Annotated in this window: 21 protein-coding genes; 7 read left to right on the top strand and 14 right to left on the bottom strand. The window is 36.0% G+C overall.

Features of this window, described 5'->3' with window-relative positions:
• Positions 1-52: 52 nt before the first annotated feature.
• From RE474_RS13455 to RE474_RS13445, 3 genes are read right to left on the bottom strand one after another with little or no spacing between them, the layout of a single operon-like run.
• Positions 53-1,015, bottom strand: a complete 963-nt coding sequence (locus RE474_RS13455) for an NAD(P)-dependent alcohol dehydrogenase (protein WP_309310877.1) — start codon at positions 1,013-1,015, stop codon at positions 53-55.
• A gap of 37 nt (positions 1,016-1,052) precedes the next feature.
• On the bottom strand, positions 1,053-1,430 hold the full coding sequence (locus RE474_RS13450; protein WP_309310876.1) for an iron chaperone: 378 nt from the start codon (positions 1,428-1,430) through the stop codon (positions 1,053-1,055).
• Positions 1,431-1,472: 42 nt separating this feature from the next.
• Positions 1,473-2,234: a formylglycine-generating enzyme family protein gene (locus RE474_RS13445; protein WP_309310875.1), complete on the bottom strand. Its 762-nt coding sequence runs from the start codon at positions 2,232-2,234 to the stop codon at positions 1,473-1,475.
• Positions 2,235-2,364: 130 nt separating this feature from the next.
• Here RE474_RS13445 and RE474_RS13440 point away from each other — a divergent pair, with 130 nt between their 5' ends.
• A complete protein-coding gene (locus tag RE474_RS13440; RefSeq protein WP_309310874.1) occupies positions 2,365-2,508 on the top strand; it encodes a hypothetical protein in 144 nt (47 codons plus the stop codon).
• A 370-nt stretch (positions 2,509-2,878) separates the two neighbouring features.
• Here RE474_RS13440 and RE474_RS13435 read toward each other — a convergent pair whose 3' ends face one another.
• Entirely contained in the window at positions 2,879-3,235 is a 357-nt protein-coding gene (locus RE474_RS13435) for a hypothetical protein (protein WP_309310873.1), read from the bottom strand.
• 294 nt (positions 3,236-3,529) lie between these two features.
• Between RE474_RS13435 and RE474_RS13430 the strand changes: the two genes are divergently transcribed.
• Complete coding sequence (locus tag RE474_RS13430) at positions 3,530-4,615, top strand: PD-(D/E)XK nuclease family protein (RefSeq protein ID WP_309310872.1); 1,086 nt, start codon at positions 3,530-3,532, stop codon at positions 4,613-4,615.
• Positions 4,616-4,619: 4 nt separating this feature from the next.
• On the opposite strand, the gene RE474_RS13425 is transcribed toward RE474_RS13430, so the two are convergent.
• Positions 4,620-5,069, bottom strand: coding sequence for a hypothetical protein (locus RE474_RS13425; protein ID WP_309310871.1), 450 nt, complete (start codon positions 5,067-5,069; stop codon positions 4,620-4,622).
• 132 nt (positions 5,070-5,201) lie between these two features.
• Between RE474_RS13425 and RE474_RS13420 the strand changes: the two genes are divergently transcribed.
• Positions 5,202-5,789 carry a putative immunity protein gene (locus tag RE474_RS13420; RefSeq protein WP_309310870.1) on the top strand — a complete coding sequence of 196 codons (588 nt, stop codon included), beginning with the start codon at positions 5,202-5,204 and terminating at the stop codon, positions 5,787-5,789.
• A 26-nt stretch (positions 5,790-5,815) separates the two neighbouring features.
• On the opposite strand, the gene RE474_RS13415 is transcribed toward RE474_RS13420, so the two are convergent.
• The 4 genes from RE474_RS13415 to RE474_RS13400 all read right to left on the bottom strand — a co-directional run bounded on the left by RE474_RS13415 (position 5,816) and on the right by RE474_RS13400 (position 10,120).
• Positions 5,816-6,304, bottom strand: a complete 489-nt coding sequence (locus RE474_RS13415; protein ID WP_309310869.1) for an inorganic diphosphatase — start codon at positions 6,302-6,304, stop codon at positions 5,816-5,818.
• A gap of 935 nt (positions 6,305-7,239) precedes the next feature.
• On the bottom strand, positions 7,240-7,842 hold the full coding sequence (locus tag RE474_RS13410) for a nitroreductase family protein (protein ID WP_309310868.1): 603 nt from the start codon (positions 7,840-7,842) through the stop codon (positions 7,240-7,242).
• A 185-nt stretch (positions 7,843-8,027) separates the two neighbouring features.
• Complete coding sequence (locus RE474_RS13405) at positions 8,028-9,476, bottom strand: saccharopine dehydrogenase NADP-binding domain-containing protein (protein WP_309310867.1); 1,449 nt, start codon at positions 9,474-9,476, stop codon at positions 8,028-8,030.
• A gap of 335 nt (positions 9,477-9,811) precedes the next feature.
• Complete coding sequence (locus RE474_RS13400) at positions 9,812-10,120, bottom strand: NAD(P)H-dependent oxidoreductase subunit E (RefSeq protein WP_309310866.1); 309 nt, start codon at positions 10,118-10,120, stop codon at positions 9,812-9,814.
• A gap of 230 nt (positions 10,121-10,350) precedes the next feature.
• Here RE474_RS13400 and RE474_RS13395 point away from each other — a divergent pair, with 230 nt between their 5' ends.
• Positions 10,351-10,605 carry a hypothetical protein gene (locus RE474_RS13395; RefSeq protein ID WP_309310865.1) on the top strand — a complete coding sequence of 85 codons (255 nt, stop codon included), beginning with the start codon at positions 10,351-10,353 and terminating at the stop codon, positions 10,603-10,605.
• Here RE474_RS13395 and RE474_RS13390 read toward each other — a convergent pair.
• From RE474_RS13390 to RE474_RS13380, 3 genes are all read right to left on the bottom strand, one after another.
• On the bottom strand, positions 10,564-11,121 hold the full coding sequence (locus tag RE474_RS13390) for a YkgJ family cysteine cluster protein (RefSeq protein WP_309310864.1): 558 nt from the start codon (positions 11,119-11,121) through the stop codon (positions 10,564-10,566). The two genes, RE474_RS13395 and RE474_RS13390, sit on opposite strands and share 42 nt — an antisense overlap.
• A gap of 152 nt (positions 11,122-11,273) precedes the next feature.
• Entirely contained in the window at positions 11,274-11,858 is a 585-nt protein-coding gene (locus RE474_RS13385) for a YkgJ family cysteine cluster protein (protein WP_309310863.1), read from the bottom strand.
• Between the two features lie 395 nt (positions 11,859-12,253).
• Positions 12,254-12,520: a hypothetical protein gene (locus tag RE474_RS13380; protein WP_309310862.1), complete on the bottom strand. Its 267-nt coding sequence runs from the start codon at positions 12,518-12,520 to the stop codon at positions 12,254-12,256.
• Positions 12,521-12,653: 133 nt separating this feature from the next.
• Between RE474_RS13380 and RE474_RS13375 the strand changes: the two genes are divergently transcribed.
• Positions 12,654-12,791, top strand: a complete 138-nt coding sequence (locus tag RE474_RS13375; RefSeq protein WP_309310861.1) for a hypothetical protein — start codon at positions 12,654-12,656, stop codon at positions 12,789-12,791.
• Between the two features lie 6 nt (positions 12,792-12,797).
• Here the strand turns inward: RE474_RS13375 and RE474_RS13370 are convergent, their stop codons facing one another.
• A complete protein-coding gene (locus RE474_RS13370) occupies positions 12,798-13,049 on the bottom strand; it encodes a hypothetical protein (RefSeq protein ID WP_309310860.1) in 252 nt (83 codons plus the stop codon).
• Positions 13,050-13,757: 708 nt separating this feature from the next.
• Positions 13,758-14,291, bottom strand: a complete 534-nt coding sequence (locus tag RE474_RS13365; RefSeq protein ID WP_309310859.1) for an FKBP-type peptidyl-prolyl cis-trans isomerase — start codon at positions 14,289-14,291, stop codon at positions 13,758-13,760.
• 411 nt (positions 14,292-14,702) lie between these two features.
• Here RE474_RS13365 and RE474_RS13360 point away from each other — a divergent pair, with 411 nt between their 5' ends.
• Positions 14,703-15,197, top strand: a complete 495-nt coding sequence (locus RE474_RS13360; RefSeq protein WP_309310858.1) for a c-type cytochrome — start codon at positions 14,703-14,705, stop codon at positions 15,195-15,197.
• A gap of 260 nt (positions 15,198-15,457) precedes the next feature.
• Entirely contained in the window at positions 15,458-16,240 is a 783-nt protein-coding gene (locus tag RE474_RS13355; protein WP_309310857.1) for a cell division protein CdpA domain-containing protein, read from the top strand.

Here is a 16,240-nt window from a genome sequence, read left to right as displayed (position 1 = left end):
ATTAAAAAATAAGACCCAAAAGTCATATTCTTGAAAAATATGGAAAATACAGTTATTGAAGGGTGATTACAACATTTCCTTTTTTATGCCCGGTTTCAACATACCTGTAAGCTTCCACAATATCATCCAGTGGATAAGAACGGTCTATTACAGCTTTTAGATGACCTTCTTCAATAAGCTTCTTAAAAAACAGGACATCTTCTTTTTTGTATTTCGGAAGAGGGAACATCACTCTTTTGTTACCAATTTTCGATGTCAGAATATCAAGGAATGGATTTTGGGCCATGAATCCCAGTTCGGTAGAGAAATAGATCCCACCGGATTTTATGATGTTCTTGCAACGTGAAAATGAACTTTTTCCTACCGCATCAAAAACAACCTCGTATTTCCGGGCATCTTTTGTGAAATCATCTTTTGTATAATCTATCACCCGGTCTGCTCCAAGAGCTTTAACCATTTCCACATTGGCGGTACTGCATACTCCGGTTACTTCTGCTCCACAGTATTTTGCAAGCTGGACTGCAGCTGAACCAATGGAACCTGATGCCCCGTTGACGAGGACTTTGTATCCTTTCTGAATATCAGCCCTGCTAAGGTATGTCCATGCCAGCGTTGCACCGTCGCAGACTGAAGCTGCTTCCTCGTAGGTCATATTCTGAGGCTTAAGTACTACAGGGTCATTTTCTGTTAAACATGTATATTCTGCATGTGTCCCAAACTTATCGCCACTGTGACCAAAGACATTATCACCTGTTTGGAATCTATTTATGTCCCTGCCTATTGCTTCAATGACTCCGGAGAACTCTGATCCAAGTACTTTATTCTTCGGACGGATCAAACCAGTGAAGAATCTTGCAATGAAAGGTTCAGCTTTACGAAGTCCACAATCAGTCCTGTTTATAGTGGTCGCATGTATCTTTACAAGAATCTCATTGTCCTTTGGAACAGGTTTGTCTATATCCCTAAATTCAAGGACATCAGGTGAACCATATTTTTCATATACAACAGCTTTCATAATCCCAACCTGATAAGCAATTGAACTTCTTTTTATTTCATAGATTCGTTTTTGCCTTGTTTTCTCTAACTCTGAAAACCACAATTTTTTTGACAATATCAAAAGGTATAGGTTTATCCAGCGGAAACTGGATAGAACCTTTAGAATGTTTATACCCAGAAAGTTCCTCCTCAAATGCAGTAATTCCTGAAGGAGTTGGATAAAATCCAATATGATTTTTGTAGGCAGCAAAATGAACAAGAATACCGTTCAACCTGAATGTCGGCATTTTGTAACTGATAACTTCTTCGGCCTCCGGTGCAGCTTCCAAAATCACTATTCTCAACTCTTCCAGCTTATCCCGTACGTCCTTTGGGAAGAGTGCAATGTATTCATCAATATTATGGAATTCTGTCTTAGAAGTACTTTTTTCCATAATAAGTGGAAGATTCCCGGATATTTAAAGCTTAACTGGAAATCATAATGTCATAAGAAGACGGAAACCCACAGAATATGAACCATAATCCGAATCAAAACTACTTCTATATGATGAACGGCACTTTTCAGAATAACTGACCCATCCTCCACCACGTAGAACTATTCCTATGCTACCTACAAAATCCCATGCACTGCCTTCGGCAAGAGCTTCTTCATAATTTCTGTGGTATCTGTCCTGACACCATTCCCAAACGTTTCCATACATGTCATGCAAACCCCATGGATTTGCTTTTTTTAGTCCAACCGGATGGGTCATGTGTTCTGAATTCTGATAATACCAGGCATATTTGTCAAGTTCCCTGTCAGAATCTCCGAAAAAGTATTTGGTATCAGTTCCGGCCCTGCATGCATACTCCCATTCAAGTTCAGAAGGAAGACGGTATTTATCAGTCTTTTCCAGTTCATTCAGTTTTGCAATGAATTCCCTGACCTCATTCCAGGTAATACATTCTACTGGTCTGTTGTGGCTTTCAAAGCAAGATGGGCATTTTTCCATTACAGCATTCCACTGTTTCTGTGTTACCTGAAATTTTCCAAGATAAAATGGTTCAGGAATTGAAATATCTGATATTACATCATACTTGAACTCAGATGAGTCCAGAGAGAATTCTCCTGAAGGTATGAGTACAAAATCCATACCAATAGAATTTGTAATAGAACCTGGCATTACTATTTCGTCATTCTGCTCAGGATTGTTATTGTTCCTTACATTGTTCCCGGAATTTATATCAATATCATCCATTGTTTGGCAGCCATTCGTTTGATTTTTGATGAATTATTATTCAACAATAAAGATATCTTTAACTTCTGATTTATGATTTATGATTTATGATTTATGATTTATGCAGCAAATAGCTTACCTGGGTGATTTTATGACAACTACACTGCAAAAGTATAATGGTCAGTACAGACCTACCATACCAAAAAATCTGATCGAGTATGAAGGTTTCAAGAAAGGTCAGAAGTTCAATATCATAAAAGTACAAGGTTATTTAGCTCTAGAACCTGTACAGTAGAGTTTTGTTTGACATACTGATGTTTTGTACGTCTGATAGTTTTGATCCTCTGTGAACGGTTGTAGAGAGAACTCGTTTAAGATGCTTACTGAACAAATTGGTTCTAATTTTACCTTTCGCACATTAAAATAGGGATATATACAAGGCGAAAAAAGTGTACGCTATTTTTTAGTGTCAATTTTTAGTGTTTTTTAAAAAGTGTACGGTGTTTTTGCAGGAAACAAAAATATTACTTTTCCAGAGAATCCACAAATATGCAGATTTTAAATAACTCTGGTAAATCTCAATTACATTTAATCAAAGAAAGAACTGATAAATAATAGAATTATTATTGAATATAGAATAAATTGCTCTATCTACAATACTAATTTTATTTCTTCACATACTTCCCAGGTTTATACTCTGCTAAATCCAAAAGCTCAAAAATCCCACCAATGGTTGTGAAGTTACATCCTCCTTCGTTTGCACATTCAGACAAATTTTCATTAAACCAAGTTCTACTGAACTCGCCATTATTAGTTATTTGTTGATATGCAGTCTCAAACTCTGACGCAGTGATACCTTTTTGATAAGGCTTATCTGGATTTTTGTGATTTGGAATGTAATAAATAAGAGCCTTTTCCTCTCTTCTTTTTCCTAACCCTTTAATTTTGAATGCTTCTTTTGCTTCTGGTTTAGGAATAGTAGTACCTTCTTTTAACCGGAGCGTTATTTCATCAAAAATCATAAGAATACCTCATCACTATCTTTAACTTATTTACAAATATAGTTGAATAAACATTTTTTGGTTGCTATACTATTTATCACTAATATTCTTAAATGGTGATATTTATTTTTTTCTCTGCATTATGTAAAGTGTATTTAACTTATATATTTGCAGCATTCTCATTCCACTGAATGAGTGATACCATACTCTTTATGGGTAAAATTAAAAATCCAAAATCAGAACATATACATAACATTATAATGTAAGGAATCTTTTTAGTATGAAATATGTAGAAAATATTTAATAGGTTAATTGATGTCACTTTTTACAAATTTATTAAAGCTGAATCCAAATCAAATTCCTTTAGAAGACTTTTTTACTGAAATTTTTACATATTTGCTAAAATCAGATAGTGATTTGCTTTCAAAATGGATTCAGGATTTCAACATATCTAACATTTGTTTCAATGATTTTTTTGTAAGTACACAAGAATCATTTGGAGCATTAGATACTCATTTTTCAGGAAGTAGACCTGATATTTTTATTGAATTATCAAATGATGTTGAAAATGAACTTATCTTCATAGAATGTAAAATAGGGTCTGAAGAAGGTCAGAATCAATTGCAGAGATATGCAGAACATTTAGATTCTATAAAAAACATTAATAAAAAATCTCTAATTTACATAACAAGAGATTTTGATGTAAAAGACCAAGATCATATTTTCAAGAATTGTAAAGATTGTACTAGCCTAACGTTTAAGCAATTTAGATGGAATCAAATTTATCAGTTTTTATCAGTATTTAATGAAAATATATCTAATATATTAATTACTGAAACATTGGAATTCATGGAGGAGAATGGTTTGTCAGGAAGCAACCGATTTACAAGCATTGATATTTTAACAATAGCAAACTTCCCACGTGTGAGAAGAATGATGGAAGAAACAATGAGTGGAGCAGTTATTGATAAGTTTATAAGCATTGTCGGTGGGAACAAACCACAACATTCTACAGCTTTAAACCAACTGAAAGAACAAGACAGGTATGTTTATTTTCAGATACAAAAAGATAAATTTGACATTGTAATGGGATATTCAATGAATAACTCAAAGATTGACTCCTATCCAGAAGTTAGTTTATCAATAAACGTTTCGCCTAATGCTTTAGAAAGAAACGAAATAATGAAAGTAATGAAACAAATAGTTTCCAATTCTGACAAATGGAGTAGTTTCAACCTTAACGAAACAAGAAACTGGGCGGGGATTTATCAATCAAAAAGTATTGATTATTTCCTCAATCAAGAAGATCACATTGAAGCTATTCAGAATTATTTCTTATACTTATTAGAGGAATTGGAAGAGATTAAAGCCACTTATCCACATTTGAAATGGCTTGTTTAATTTATCAAGCTAAACTTTCCAATACTTTTCTCATCTCCTTCGTATTCAAGTTAAAATCCTCTTCTTGCACCCTTTCCTTCAATTTTTTAAGAGTACTCCTATATTTAATTCCTATTTTCCTAGCTTCAGCAGGAGTAATGTTGAGTACATACTCTCTTATTTTTTCAATATCAGGATAGGTCTCAATAGTATTGCTCTCAAGTTCCTGCATTTCAACCTTATTGGCTTCCTTACCAATATACATGCATCCAGTAGGAGTAAGATGTCTCCTTTGCAGTACTCCTATATCTCCTTCAAACTTAGCTTCAGGATGATCTATGTAATCTAGAAATACATCACTTAGTGGCTTCCAATATTGCCTTCCTTTAAGAATATCGCCTGTACTGTAATCTATGAACTCCTGCTCAATAGCAACCTGTGGATTCTTGTTGTAAGGAACAACAGTTTTGATCATCTCTTCTGAACAAACAATATCTCTTAGAACTGATTAGACATACACTGTAGATTTTATTGAACATTAAACAAAATAAATTATTTTTTAAATCGTCAATCAAATATATATTCACTTCTTAGTGGGATTTAGACTATGTTTTCAGATGTAGAGATCAAATTAAAGAAGAAAAATAAAATATTGTTTTCTCGCGACAGTCAATGCTTACAAGATTTGATTAAATTAATTCAACTACAAAATCACCGAACCATTGTAATGTGGGCATTGGATTGTGCAAAAGCACCTTTGGAGCAGTTTGAAGCAAAGTATCCTGATGAACACAGACCAAGAATCTGTTTAGAACTTTGTGAGGATTGGGCAAGGGGCAAAGTTAAAATGCCTATTGCAAAAAAGGCAATTTTAGATTCACATGCTGTAGCAAAAGAGATCAATGACAGCGAATATGGTGCTTTGTGTCATGCAATTGGTCATGCCGGAGCCACCGTGCATGTAGAAACACATGCTTTGGGTTTGTCCTTTTATGAATTGACAGCAATAGTCTTAAAATACGGAAAAGATGACTTCCCAAAACCTGTCACGGAAAAGATAGATTATTATTATGACCGTTTGTTATATTGGGAAGAAAACACCGATAAACTTGGACTTAATTGGGCAGATTTTTTATTAGATGACACCCGACCCAACAAAGAAAAATTACTCGGTGAAAAGCGAAAGTTAAAATGACACTAAGAGCGTAAATATCATTTCATTTACTCGATATATCGGGATTTTGCTTCCTGAAGTGTATGGACTGCTTCCTCCAGACCTTTCCAGCCAATTATCTTCACATGCTTGTCCTCCAGATTCTTATAAGTCCCGAAAAAATGAGTGATCTCTTTTAACAAATGAGGAGGAACCTGTTCGATCGTTTCAATATAGTTCCACAAAGGATCAGTCTCAGGAACACAGAGTATCTTTTCATCCCTTCCTTTATCGTCCTCCATATCAAACAATGCAACAGGATGAACATCTATCATGCATCCGGGAAACGTGGGTTCCCATGTCATGACCATGGCATCCAGAGGATCACCGTCAAGTGCCAGGGTATCGGGGAAAAAACCATATTCGCAGGGATATACCATTGAAGAATAAAGCATCCTGTCGAATTTTATCATTTTCTTTTCTTTATCATACTCGTATTTGTTACGGCTTCCTTGAGGAATTTCGATTATCACACTTTCAACCTGACGTTCGGTCATATCAATCCTTCCTGATTTTCACTGACGAAATGTATAGCTTAATTTGCTCCCTAACCCTATAAGTGTACCTATTCATGGTTTTCATCCTTCAATATGACTGATTAATTCAAGCTCATTGACATCAAACAATCCCATATCAGTCAAACAGAACCTTTCATTAGTTATGAGACAAGAGAGATTAACAAGGTTCACATTATTTCAAACAACTTAGCAGGACAATTATAGAATATGTCAATCATCCTGAATCAAAGCTTGATGGGGAAACAGGAATACTTGAAAGAAAGCATGTAAGGCTGATTCTGTTGCTTACATTGGCAAAGAAGCCAACAATATTGATGAGCAGGCAGCAGGGTGTAGAAGTGAAAAACTGATATGGAATAAAACTACAAACATCTCATCATTATCATGCGCATTATATAGTAAAGTGCAGATATATTTATATAGTTAAAAAATATAGTATTGTTTGTGGTAAAAACTGCCACGCAGTAAACATCACAAAGAACCATTCTGTGATACGATATAGAACTCATTTGAAATTCCTCCGTAGAAAAACGTAAAGAATTGGGTTGCACGGAAATGCTGCAAGATATCTTCCCTCTGTATCTTAAAAGCAGCATTTTCGGCCTCCGTAAAAAGTAAAAGAGTATGAGTGGAAAGGGAGTGGGGGGTAAAACTCTCTATACGGGTGATGGAGTATGAGATGAGTGGGAGTTATTGTCAATTTTTCGGCTCTGTAGAAACCCATTAAAATCAACATCAGTATGATAAAACAGGGACTTTTCATAACTATAATGTAATATATTCCAAATTATTGTATGTTTAAATCTTCGACCAAATATCGAGGATTTTTACAGAGCAGCTCTTAATAAACAAAATGAAAATATCTACATATTCAAAAAACAGAAAAATAAAATATTTAAAAGAAGATGGCTTATTCAACAGAATATTTCATCTTCAGGAAGTCTGCTTTTTGGAACTGGACTATCTGCAGCATAACCCAGAGTAACTATCAATGTGGGCGTAAGATTTGCTGGCAGATCAAGAACCTTGCTGAGAGCATCTACATCAAATCCTTGTATTATGCATGAGTCAACACCCAGTGACTTAGCTCCAAATATGGCTGCTGCTGCTGCTATATACACATTTTTCTGTGATTCCACAAGTCTCTCTTCATCGGATATACGACCAAACATACCATCAACTGCCATCTGGTAATATTTGATATTCTGTTCCGGAACCTGTGCCTTTCTCATGCCTTCTATATTTGCCTGAATATGGCTGTCCCATTCAATATTTGCACATAAGATTAAAATGTGTGAACAGCTTGGAACCTGAGTCTGTCCTCCAAATACATGCGGTGCAAGTTTTTCTTTTGTTTCGGCATCATCTATTATCTTGATCATCCATGGCTGAACATTAACAGCTGAAGGACTGTTCCTGATCATTTCCTTGATCTGCCCGATTGTCTCTTCATCTATCTTCCTGTCAGTGTATTTTCTGCTGGCATATCTTGCTATAGTCAATTCATTAAAATCCATTTTCAGACCTCTTTAATAAACCCACATTTATTGTAGAATAATTGTAGAATAATTACTTAGTATAAGTAGTATATTTTACACTATAAATAACAACTTAAAATTAAAAGTAGACATGATGGACTCACAAAGAGACTTAACATCTAATTGTGAATCCAGTCATTAATTTATTCAATATTTTGTTAAGATCATCCAATAAACTGGAAGTTCTCAAATTGCCATGGATCAGAATCATGCTCCACTGCTGGATTCTCCTTAAAGAATACCTTACGGTTCTTAAGTGGAGTCCAGTCTGATGGAGTGGATATGAAATTACCAAGATATGGCAGGGCAATATTCAGGACAAAATCATGTGGAAGATCTTCTGGTGTCCTGATTCCTTCTTTTGGATTCTCAAGCATCCAGAGTACGGCAGCTACTACACCAGCAGCCACCTGAAGAGTTGTAGCATTCTGACCTGGTGCAAGAGACCTTGTGTCATCGATACTCAATGCACTTCCGGTCCACCATGAATTATAAGAATGACCCATCAGAAGCGCACCCAATATATCTTCACCGGAAACGATCTCATTTGTCATTATTCTGAGCTTTGACTGGAGCTCATAGTTGCGGCCACGCAACTCAAAGAGAGATGAAAGCGTATCATGACATGGCATGTAAGCGTAATGAATAGTTGGTCTGAATGCAGCTTTATCTTCATCCCATACCGTCAGTAGTTTAGAAAGACCGTATGATTCTCCATGACGGATAACCATACCAACAATCTCTTCACCGGGTATCCATGATCTTACCCAGGTGTTCATACCCATCTGTGGCATGAAAATAACATTTTGTGGGCCAAAGTCCGGAACCTGAGCCAATGGAGGCATCTTATTCTCGTGTGTACCCCAGGCAATTTCTACAGGAGCTGTTCCTTCTTCTCTAAGTCCTTCTATGCTCCATGTACCTACAAACTCATCGACTTCCTTTGCGCGGTTAGCAACCTGAGTGTCGCGTTCACTGCAGTGAATAACCCTGACACCAAGTTTGTGGGCAAGGTGAGCAAAATCTCTTTTCTCAGCAAGTTGTCTGATCTCTTCTTCATCTTCAGGAGATACTTTTTTATCAGCACAGGTGCGTTCTGCAATATCCAGCAGACCCTGCTTAACAAAGTGAGTAATAAGACCTGGATTTGCACCGTGGTCTACAACAGCAGTAGGTGCGTCCTTCCAGTCACGGGAAAGCTCACGTAATTTCATCTGGCGTAAATAAAGGGATTTTTCCAGCAGGCTTCTATTAAGGAAATCCTCAGTAGGGTCCCATACTTCTACAGATGTGTTTACGTATAACACGTTATGTTCATGACACCACGTAATGATGTCTATGGCATCAATATTCCATGAAAGGTCTATTATCAGGCCATCATTATCCATGTGTCTGGATAAGACCTGAGTCAGGTTTTCCGGTGTGATCTTTTCACGGACAAATGTTAATCCCTGATTGGTATATTTCTTCAGGGCTTTTGATTTGTCTTCAAAATCTATTAACGTAATGTTTTCTAACGGAACATCGAGTTTGTCCAGTAAAAGCGGCAGGGTACACTGTGAAACTGAACCATAACCGATGATGAGAACCTTCTTTGAGAATTTGGGTTTCATACCTTTGGTACAGGCATCCCTGACATATAACTTTTTGTCTTTTAGGCCAGTTAAACCAGAGTAAATCAAAAGTTATGAGTAAAAAATGAGACAAACGTCAAAATATATATTCAGACTGCTCAGTTTTGAGTGTTAATTGATTAAAAGATGTTTATTAGGAATCTATATGGTAATAAGCAGGGATTATACAGTTAACTGAGAACACGAAGCTTCCATATCTAATTTAGATCTAAAATGCTTAAATCAAGAAACGGAAAGAAAAAGTATGAATAAGATAAATAAAAACGACTTATTCAGTTTTAATGAATAAATCGCCTTACGTTTTGTGTTTAGTTTTAATCAATGAGCAGTCGGTCTACGACTCCACCTTCTTCTACTGCATCAAGGATCTCCTCGATGTCACCTTCTGTAACCTCGCCATACCAGATCTGCTGTGGGTAGATCATGACTATTGGTCCCTTCTCGCAAAGACCTACACATCCGGTTGCAGTAACCATCACTTCACCTTCAAGGTCTCTGTCCATTACTTCTTCAGCAAACATTCCTACAAGGTTGTGTGACTTTTTGTTCTCACAAGCGCCCTTTACCATTCCATTTAGTCTTGTGCTTGCGCAAACGAATATATGAGTTTCTGGTTTTTGCATGATAATCCTCCTTAATCAAGTTTAGTCTGTGTTTTGAGTTGTATCGTTGACTGATGAGTACTCGGAATGCAGTTACTGATGTTATTCTATATAAAACTTTGTGTTGATGGTTTTTACTTTTTTTATTTAGCAAGTCATGGTTATGTAGAGAAAGAACAACATTAAAAAAGCCATGAGCCTATATAGAGAGTCTAAATCTGCGTATAGTTAGAAATACAGGAGCAAATAAAATGGGTGATTACGAATTAAGCGATATTGAAATTAAAACCATTGACAATTGGATAAAGGAAAACATACTCCCACAAAAAGGCTCAAAAAATACTTACGCAAGTTTTGCTCTCAAAACATTGTTTGAAGAATCATCAGTTGGCTTTTTTGTCACCAATAAGCAATTCAAGGAAGCAATGGTCAGATGTAATTTCTCACCGGTGAACAAAAATAAATTAAACTGGGATTTCCGGGTTTCCCTTAAATCCGAGTCCTGATTCCAGATATTCTTTAAACGCTACAAGTTTGTTGATTTTGAGGATAAGCATTGGAATATATAGCCCTTCATTTAATTTTGTTCTGAAAGAACAATGTGACTGTGCAAAAGACTCAATTGTTGATGCTGAGATTGGTTGCTTAAGGATTATATTAGAATATATCACATAATCTTCGAATATACTTGCCCCCATGTCACATGGGAACAATAGCAATGCGTCTGGAAGATCACAGATGTTGAATGGAAACAATCGGCATATAGCTGGCCTTTTATCATATACACTGCATCGGTCTAATATTAGAAAAGGACATGGAGGACATATCTTATGCTGTTTTCCATCTTCATTACAAGACTTGACCATATAGGCTTTATATTCAGATGCCTGTTTTAACCGTTCCAGATCATTTTCATCCAGATTAATATCTGCTATTTTACAGCAAAAAGCATTACAGCTGGACGGACAAGAATAATGCGAGAGGATTACCTCAACAATCTCATAAGTTTCAGAAATAGGCAAACCAACCACCTTTTATTTTCTAAGATAATAATCCGAAAAACCGGTTTCTATATGAATAGATCTAGATAAACTTTCGAGGAAAGTCTAGAATTAAAATAAGTAAAAAATAAATGTAGGCTAAAAAATGCATTTATAAAGTAATTTATAAAATATTAGCTATTCTTAGCTTTTTTTGAAGACAGGAACATTGAAAGCATTTCAAGTTCATCAAAAGGTATCTGCATCTCTTTAAGAACCGGTTTAAAGTGGAAGTCTACAAGTTCTGCTTCATATGAATCTACATTTTTTTGCCATTCTTCTTTTATCCTGGTTTTTTCTTCATCAGAGACTCCTGATTTTGAAAAGGTGTCAATTATCCATTCTGCAAAATCCCGGATTATCAAAAATCCAATCGGACAGGGCTGCAGACCAAGGGTAGTGCCGGATGTGTTGACCTTGAATGGATACATACCACAAACGGTAGGTCTACTGTTGTATGCATCACATCTGCCGCTTGTATTGAGAAAAGAACAGGGTGCATTCATCTGGTAAAGTCCTGCGGACAGACCATCGTTTGTGATATTCTTAGCCTTTTCCTGATCCAAAACTGTCAGGACTTTGACTTCATCCTCGAAAAAGTGAATTTGCCCCTTGCTGCAACAATGTGCTCCGCATGTATCAGGGCATTGATAATGCTTCAGAATATTCTGAACTACGCTATAGCGAATTGCTTTTTTTACAGCTGTGCTTATTTCCATAAACCTTTTTTCACCAGCTTTTAGCCCATTAGGGCAATTTAAAACCATTCTCGTAAAGAAATATCATGAATATAATGGTTTTGCTTAAAATAAACGTATTAAATCTAAATAATAGATTAATAACATATCAAACCCGTTTTTATAGAGAATATAGAAACCCTCAGCTCTTTTTTATGAAAATAATGCATTATGCAAGCTATTTTGCCTGAATAATGCCAATAGCATAATATTTTGAGCTTAGAAAGAACATAGTTATCAAAATGTAACTAAAATATTGAATATTAGCTGATATTTTAGCTAAGCACATCTCAATGAGTTTTGATGAATGACCTTGATATCAAAATAAGCCTGCTGGCACCTAAAATTTTAATTGTAACAGATGAAATGCAAAATAATTATCTTCCATTCCCAAAATGCATGCTAACATGATACACTGCATCAAATAGTGAAACATCTTTGAATTTCAATTCATGATTCATGTAAATATTGTACATCGGATGTTTGTATATATCTACAACACGACTTGTTTCGATTTTCACATTTTCTACAACTACATCTTGTCCATTAATAACAGAAGACTTGCCACACAGCTCATTAATGTTAACTGACATTTCATTTAACAATTCGTTCTTTATTAAAAGAGCATAATTTAATACTGTCATGATTACTTCCCAAAAATGGGTAATGTAATTGATGATAATTATAGTTTTCCAAAAAAGATTTTTTTGCGTAAAATAATGTAATACTCCTATTTTGCTCAATAATTGAACCGGTTATTGGATATGAAACACAGCATTGACTGTTAAACTTGAAGCCCATGCTAAAGGCAGTTCTTTTGAAATGCCAACTGCTGAAATAGAAAAACATAATGACATTAAAGTTGCCATTCAGGTAACAAAGACCAATGCGGTTCTAGCTCTTTTCTGTTTGTAGTCAACTTCATTTGTATTTCAGCAATCTGAAGAGCCCTTTAGATGGCTTGTAAACCCTGTCAGGATATTTTTCGAGCAGTTTCCAGATACATCCATTAACAGTCTTCGGATGAAAAGTGGGATCTGAATTCCTGATCATTGAAGTTAGTTCTGACCAGCGCAGACCTTCTGGATGTTTTTCGAGTAATTCAAGCGCTGTAGCATTTATACGTTCAGTGACTTTGAGCGATTGCTTATCTGGTTCTGGAGATTTTGGCATAAAAATAATTGATTTTGCGCCAATAAATATTTGTTGAAAACATGGAAATTATCTCTACCTTAAGTTTGCTGATCCCCATAAGAACTGAATTGTCATATCTCTGTCAAATAAAATATATGCAGTAAAAAGCAATTATTACTGTAAATGTTTACCTGATCTTTGTGTGGATATGGGCTGCAATGATTGCTACAGCCTTCTGGGAAGCATATGTAGAAGGCAGGAGCAGGCAATCACGGCAAGATTGGCTGGACTATCCGGTTTGGTAAACATGTCAGCCTCACAGCCTATCATTTCTATCTTTTCTTTGTCATGTGGCCCCTGCTGCTGACCCTGCCGCTGGTTATCGGTGGCTGGAATACCCGCCTTTTCGGAATACTTGTAGTGCCTACTTCTCATGTATAGTTATAGAGGACTTTACCTGGTTTCTCGTGAATCCGGTTGTCAATTTCTCAGAATGGAATCCGGAGTTTGTTGATTATTACCCATGGGTGAAAATAGGTAAGACCAACCTTCCTGTGATGTATATTACGTATTTCATCATCGCCTTGCTGGCATGGTGGTTTTTGTGGGCATGATTTCGGCAAGCCTGTTTTTCTAAAAGTGCTCTGCGTGACATGAAAAAGAATGCTAAAGCTAATTAACCGTTTACCTTGAATTCTCATGTTAAAGAGAGATTAGAAATGTGGAACTAGAGATAAAGCCATATCCTCAGGCTTTCTCTATTGAGACCATTTCTATTGTGAACGTCAAGGTCTTACCTGCCAACTGGGCATTACAGTCAATAGTAACATTTTTGTCGGTGATGTTAACTATAAAGCCTACCTGATTCTGAGTGGTCACTTTCTGACCAATGACCGGAGTGATATTCGCTGAGTGAAAATCTTCTACAGGTACAGATATCAGAAGCGCCGGACAATAGACACCATATACATTTTCTGGAGGGATGACCACTGTTTTAACATCACCGACCTCCATACCGATTACTGCATCATCAAAACCTTTGATCGCTTGTTCCTCCCCGGCTACAAAAGACAAAGGTTCATAGTGCCTGCCAGAATTGTAAATTCCTTCTTTTCTTGCAACTTCCTCCATGGAAGTGTCAAATACAGTACCGTCATCCAGAGTTCCCGTATAATTAACAGAAACAAAGTCCCCTTTTTCTACTTTTTTAATATCGTCAGACTCAGTGCACCCACTGATAAGCAATGAACAAATCAATATTATGAATAAGATATTCTTCATATGACACCCCCATTTTACAATGATAACATCTTCCTGAAGGAAAATTAATGAACATTAATAAGAATGTTGAGTAATATTTTAACTATTTAAGTTGAAACTTCAAGGTATATAAAAATACTGAATTCTGTCATTTTATCTCATACTGATGAACATCAGTTTCTCATGATTCCAGCAACTTAGCAAGTCAATGATAGACATGGAATACCAATCATGCTTAAACTAAGTTTAAAAGGGACGTTGAAATATCAGAAAGAAGCAAAATATTATATTTCTTTTTGTTCCATTAATATGTGGGGTTTAGAAATGGAAAAAATAGAAAAGTACTTTTTTGCATTAATAGGGCTGATTATTATTATCCTACTGGTAGTAGTAATCAGTATGATGAATAATCAGCAATCAAATTATGCTTATATGCCAGGCTATAATCAGCCAGGAGGTATGATGGGACAGGGATATTATGGTGAAGGCGGAATGATGGGGGCCGGTTATTATTCAGAGAATGGCACGATGGGGTCTGGTTATATCTATCCTTATGGTGTGGACCTGAAAACAAATTTCACTTCAAATGGTGAAATGATCTACTACACGGGTTACAATGAAAGCGGACAGAAAATCGCTTTTACCTATGGACCTAACTGGCTTTACGTACATGGTGGAAGTTGTGTCAACTGTCATGGAGTTGATGGTAAAGGTGGTGTACCGGTCATGATGGCCTATACGATACCAGCTGACATTACTTATAGTACCCTGACCACCGGAGATGAAGTCTTTACCGATGAGGATATCAAGGCGGCAATAAGGGATGGTGTCGACCCTGAAGGAGAACAAATTGATCTGGTAATGCCAAGATGGCAGATGTCTGATGCTGATCTTAATGATATTCTCGAGTATCTGAAAGTAATATAAGTTTTTTAAATCCAGATATTAACTGGATTCTTCCGTATTTTTTGATCATTGCTACATAAAAAACAATCATGTAGCTTGCTCATTTGATTCTAAGTATTTCATATTCAAAGTGAATAGTCCTGCAAGCATTCAAACTTTGTTAATACTCAAAAGTTATAGTACGTGTAGCCTATGCAAAAAAAGATATAAATATAAACATATTTATAAATATTACATAATAAGTAAAGAATATATATTAAGAATAATATTTATAATAATTAATGGAATCTAAACTCAGGTACTATTTCGGGTCAATGGTATTCCTGTCTGGCCTCATACTATCCATAAGTGCAATTGGATTTGCTATAATGGTCCATCTCAGGAGAACGTCTGATCCTTCGGAAATAATAACCACTTATGGCCTATTGGGCGTTGGGCTTTCTTTCATCTTATTAGGCATTAACCTGATGATCAGTCAGCGCCGACCTTACGGAGTCCATAGTAACTGGGTAATGATAATCGGTTTTCTATCTTCTGTTTTTGGTATAATCTACTTTGCAATGATCTTTTCGGACAAATGGGTATATCCATATGTTAGCTATGTTTCGTTTGCATATGCTTCTGGTATTTGCCTGCTTTCAGGTAATGCCTTTGGAAATGCAGTACTGAAACTTATCGAAGAACATTCAAGACAACTGCTCGAAGAGAATCCACTTAGCGCATATACCGAGGAGGATATCGAAAGAGAAGTTGAACAGACCCTGAATGAATCCTTTTCTAAAACGAGTTTCTCATCATTTAACTTGGGAATAAAAGAGGAAACATCAGACTTTGTTCCGGGAAAAGCATTGAAGGAAGTGGCACAGGCCAGAATAGAAGTTGAAGATAGTATCAAGGAAGTCGAATATCTACAAAGCACTATGAGTGGAAAGGTCAAAGTGAATGATTATGGTATTGACTTGACAAGCAAAATGCTAAGTGCAACTATGAAACAGAGTGAAGAAATGAAGAATCGAAACTTGTCTAATAAGATAAGAAACAAAATCGACTCTATTAGGAGGTAA

It is taken from the genome of Methanolobus sediminis (assembly GCF_031312595.1).
In the GTDB taxonomy this organism is placed as follows: domain Archaea; phylum Halobacteriota; class Methanosarcinia; order Methanosarcinales; family Methanosarcinaceae; genus Methanolobus; species Methanolobus sediminis.
Note: the sequence above shows the minus strand (reverse complement) of the source record. Positions and strands in the feature narration are given on the sequence as shown.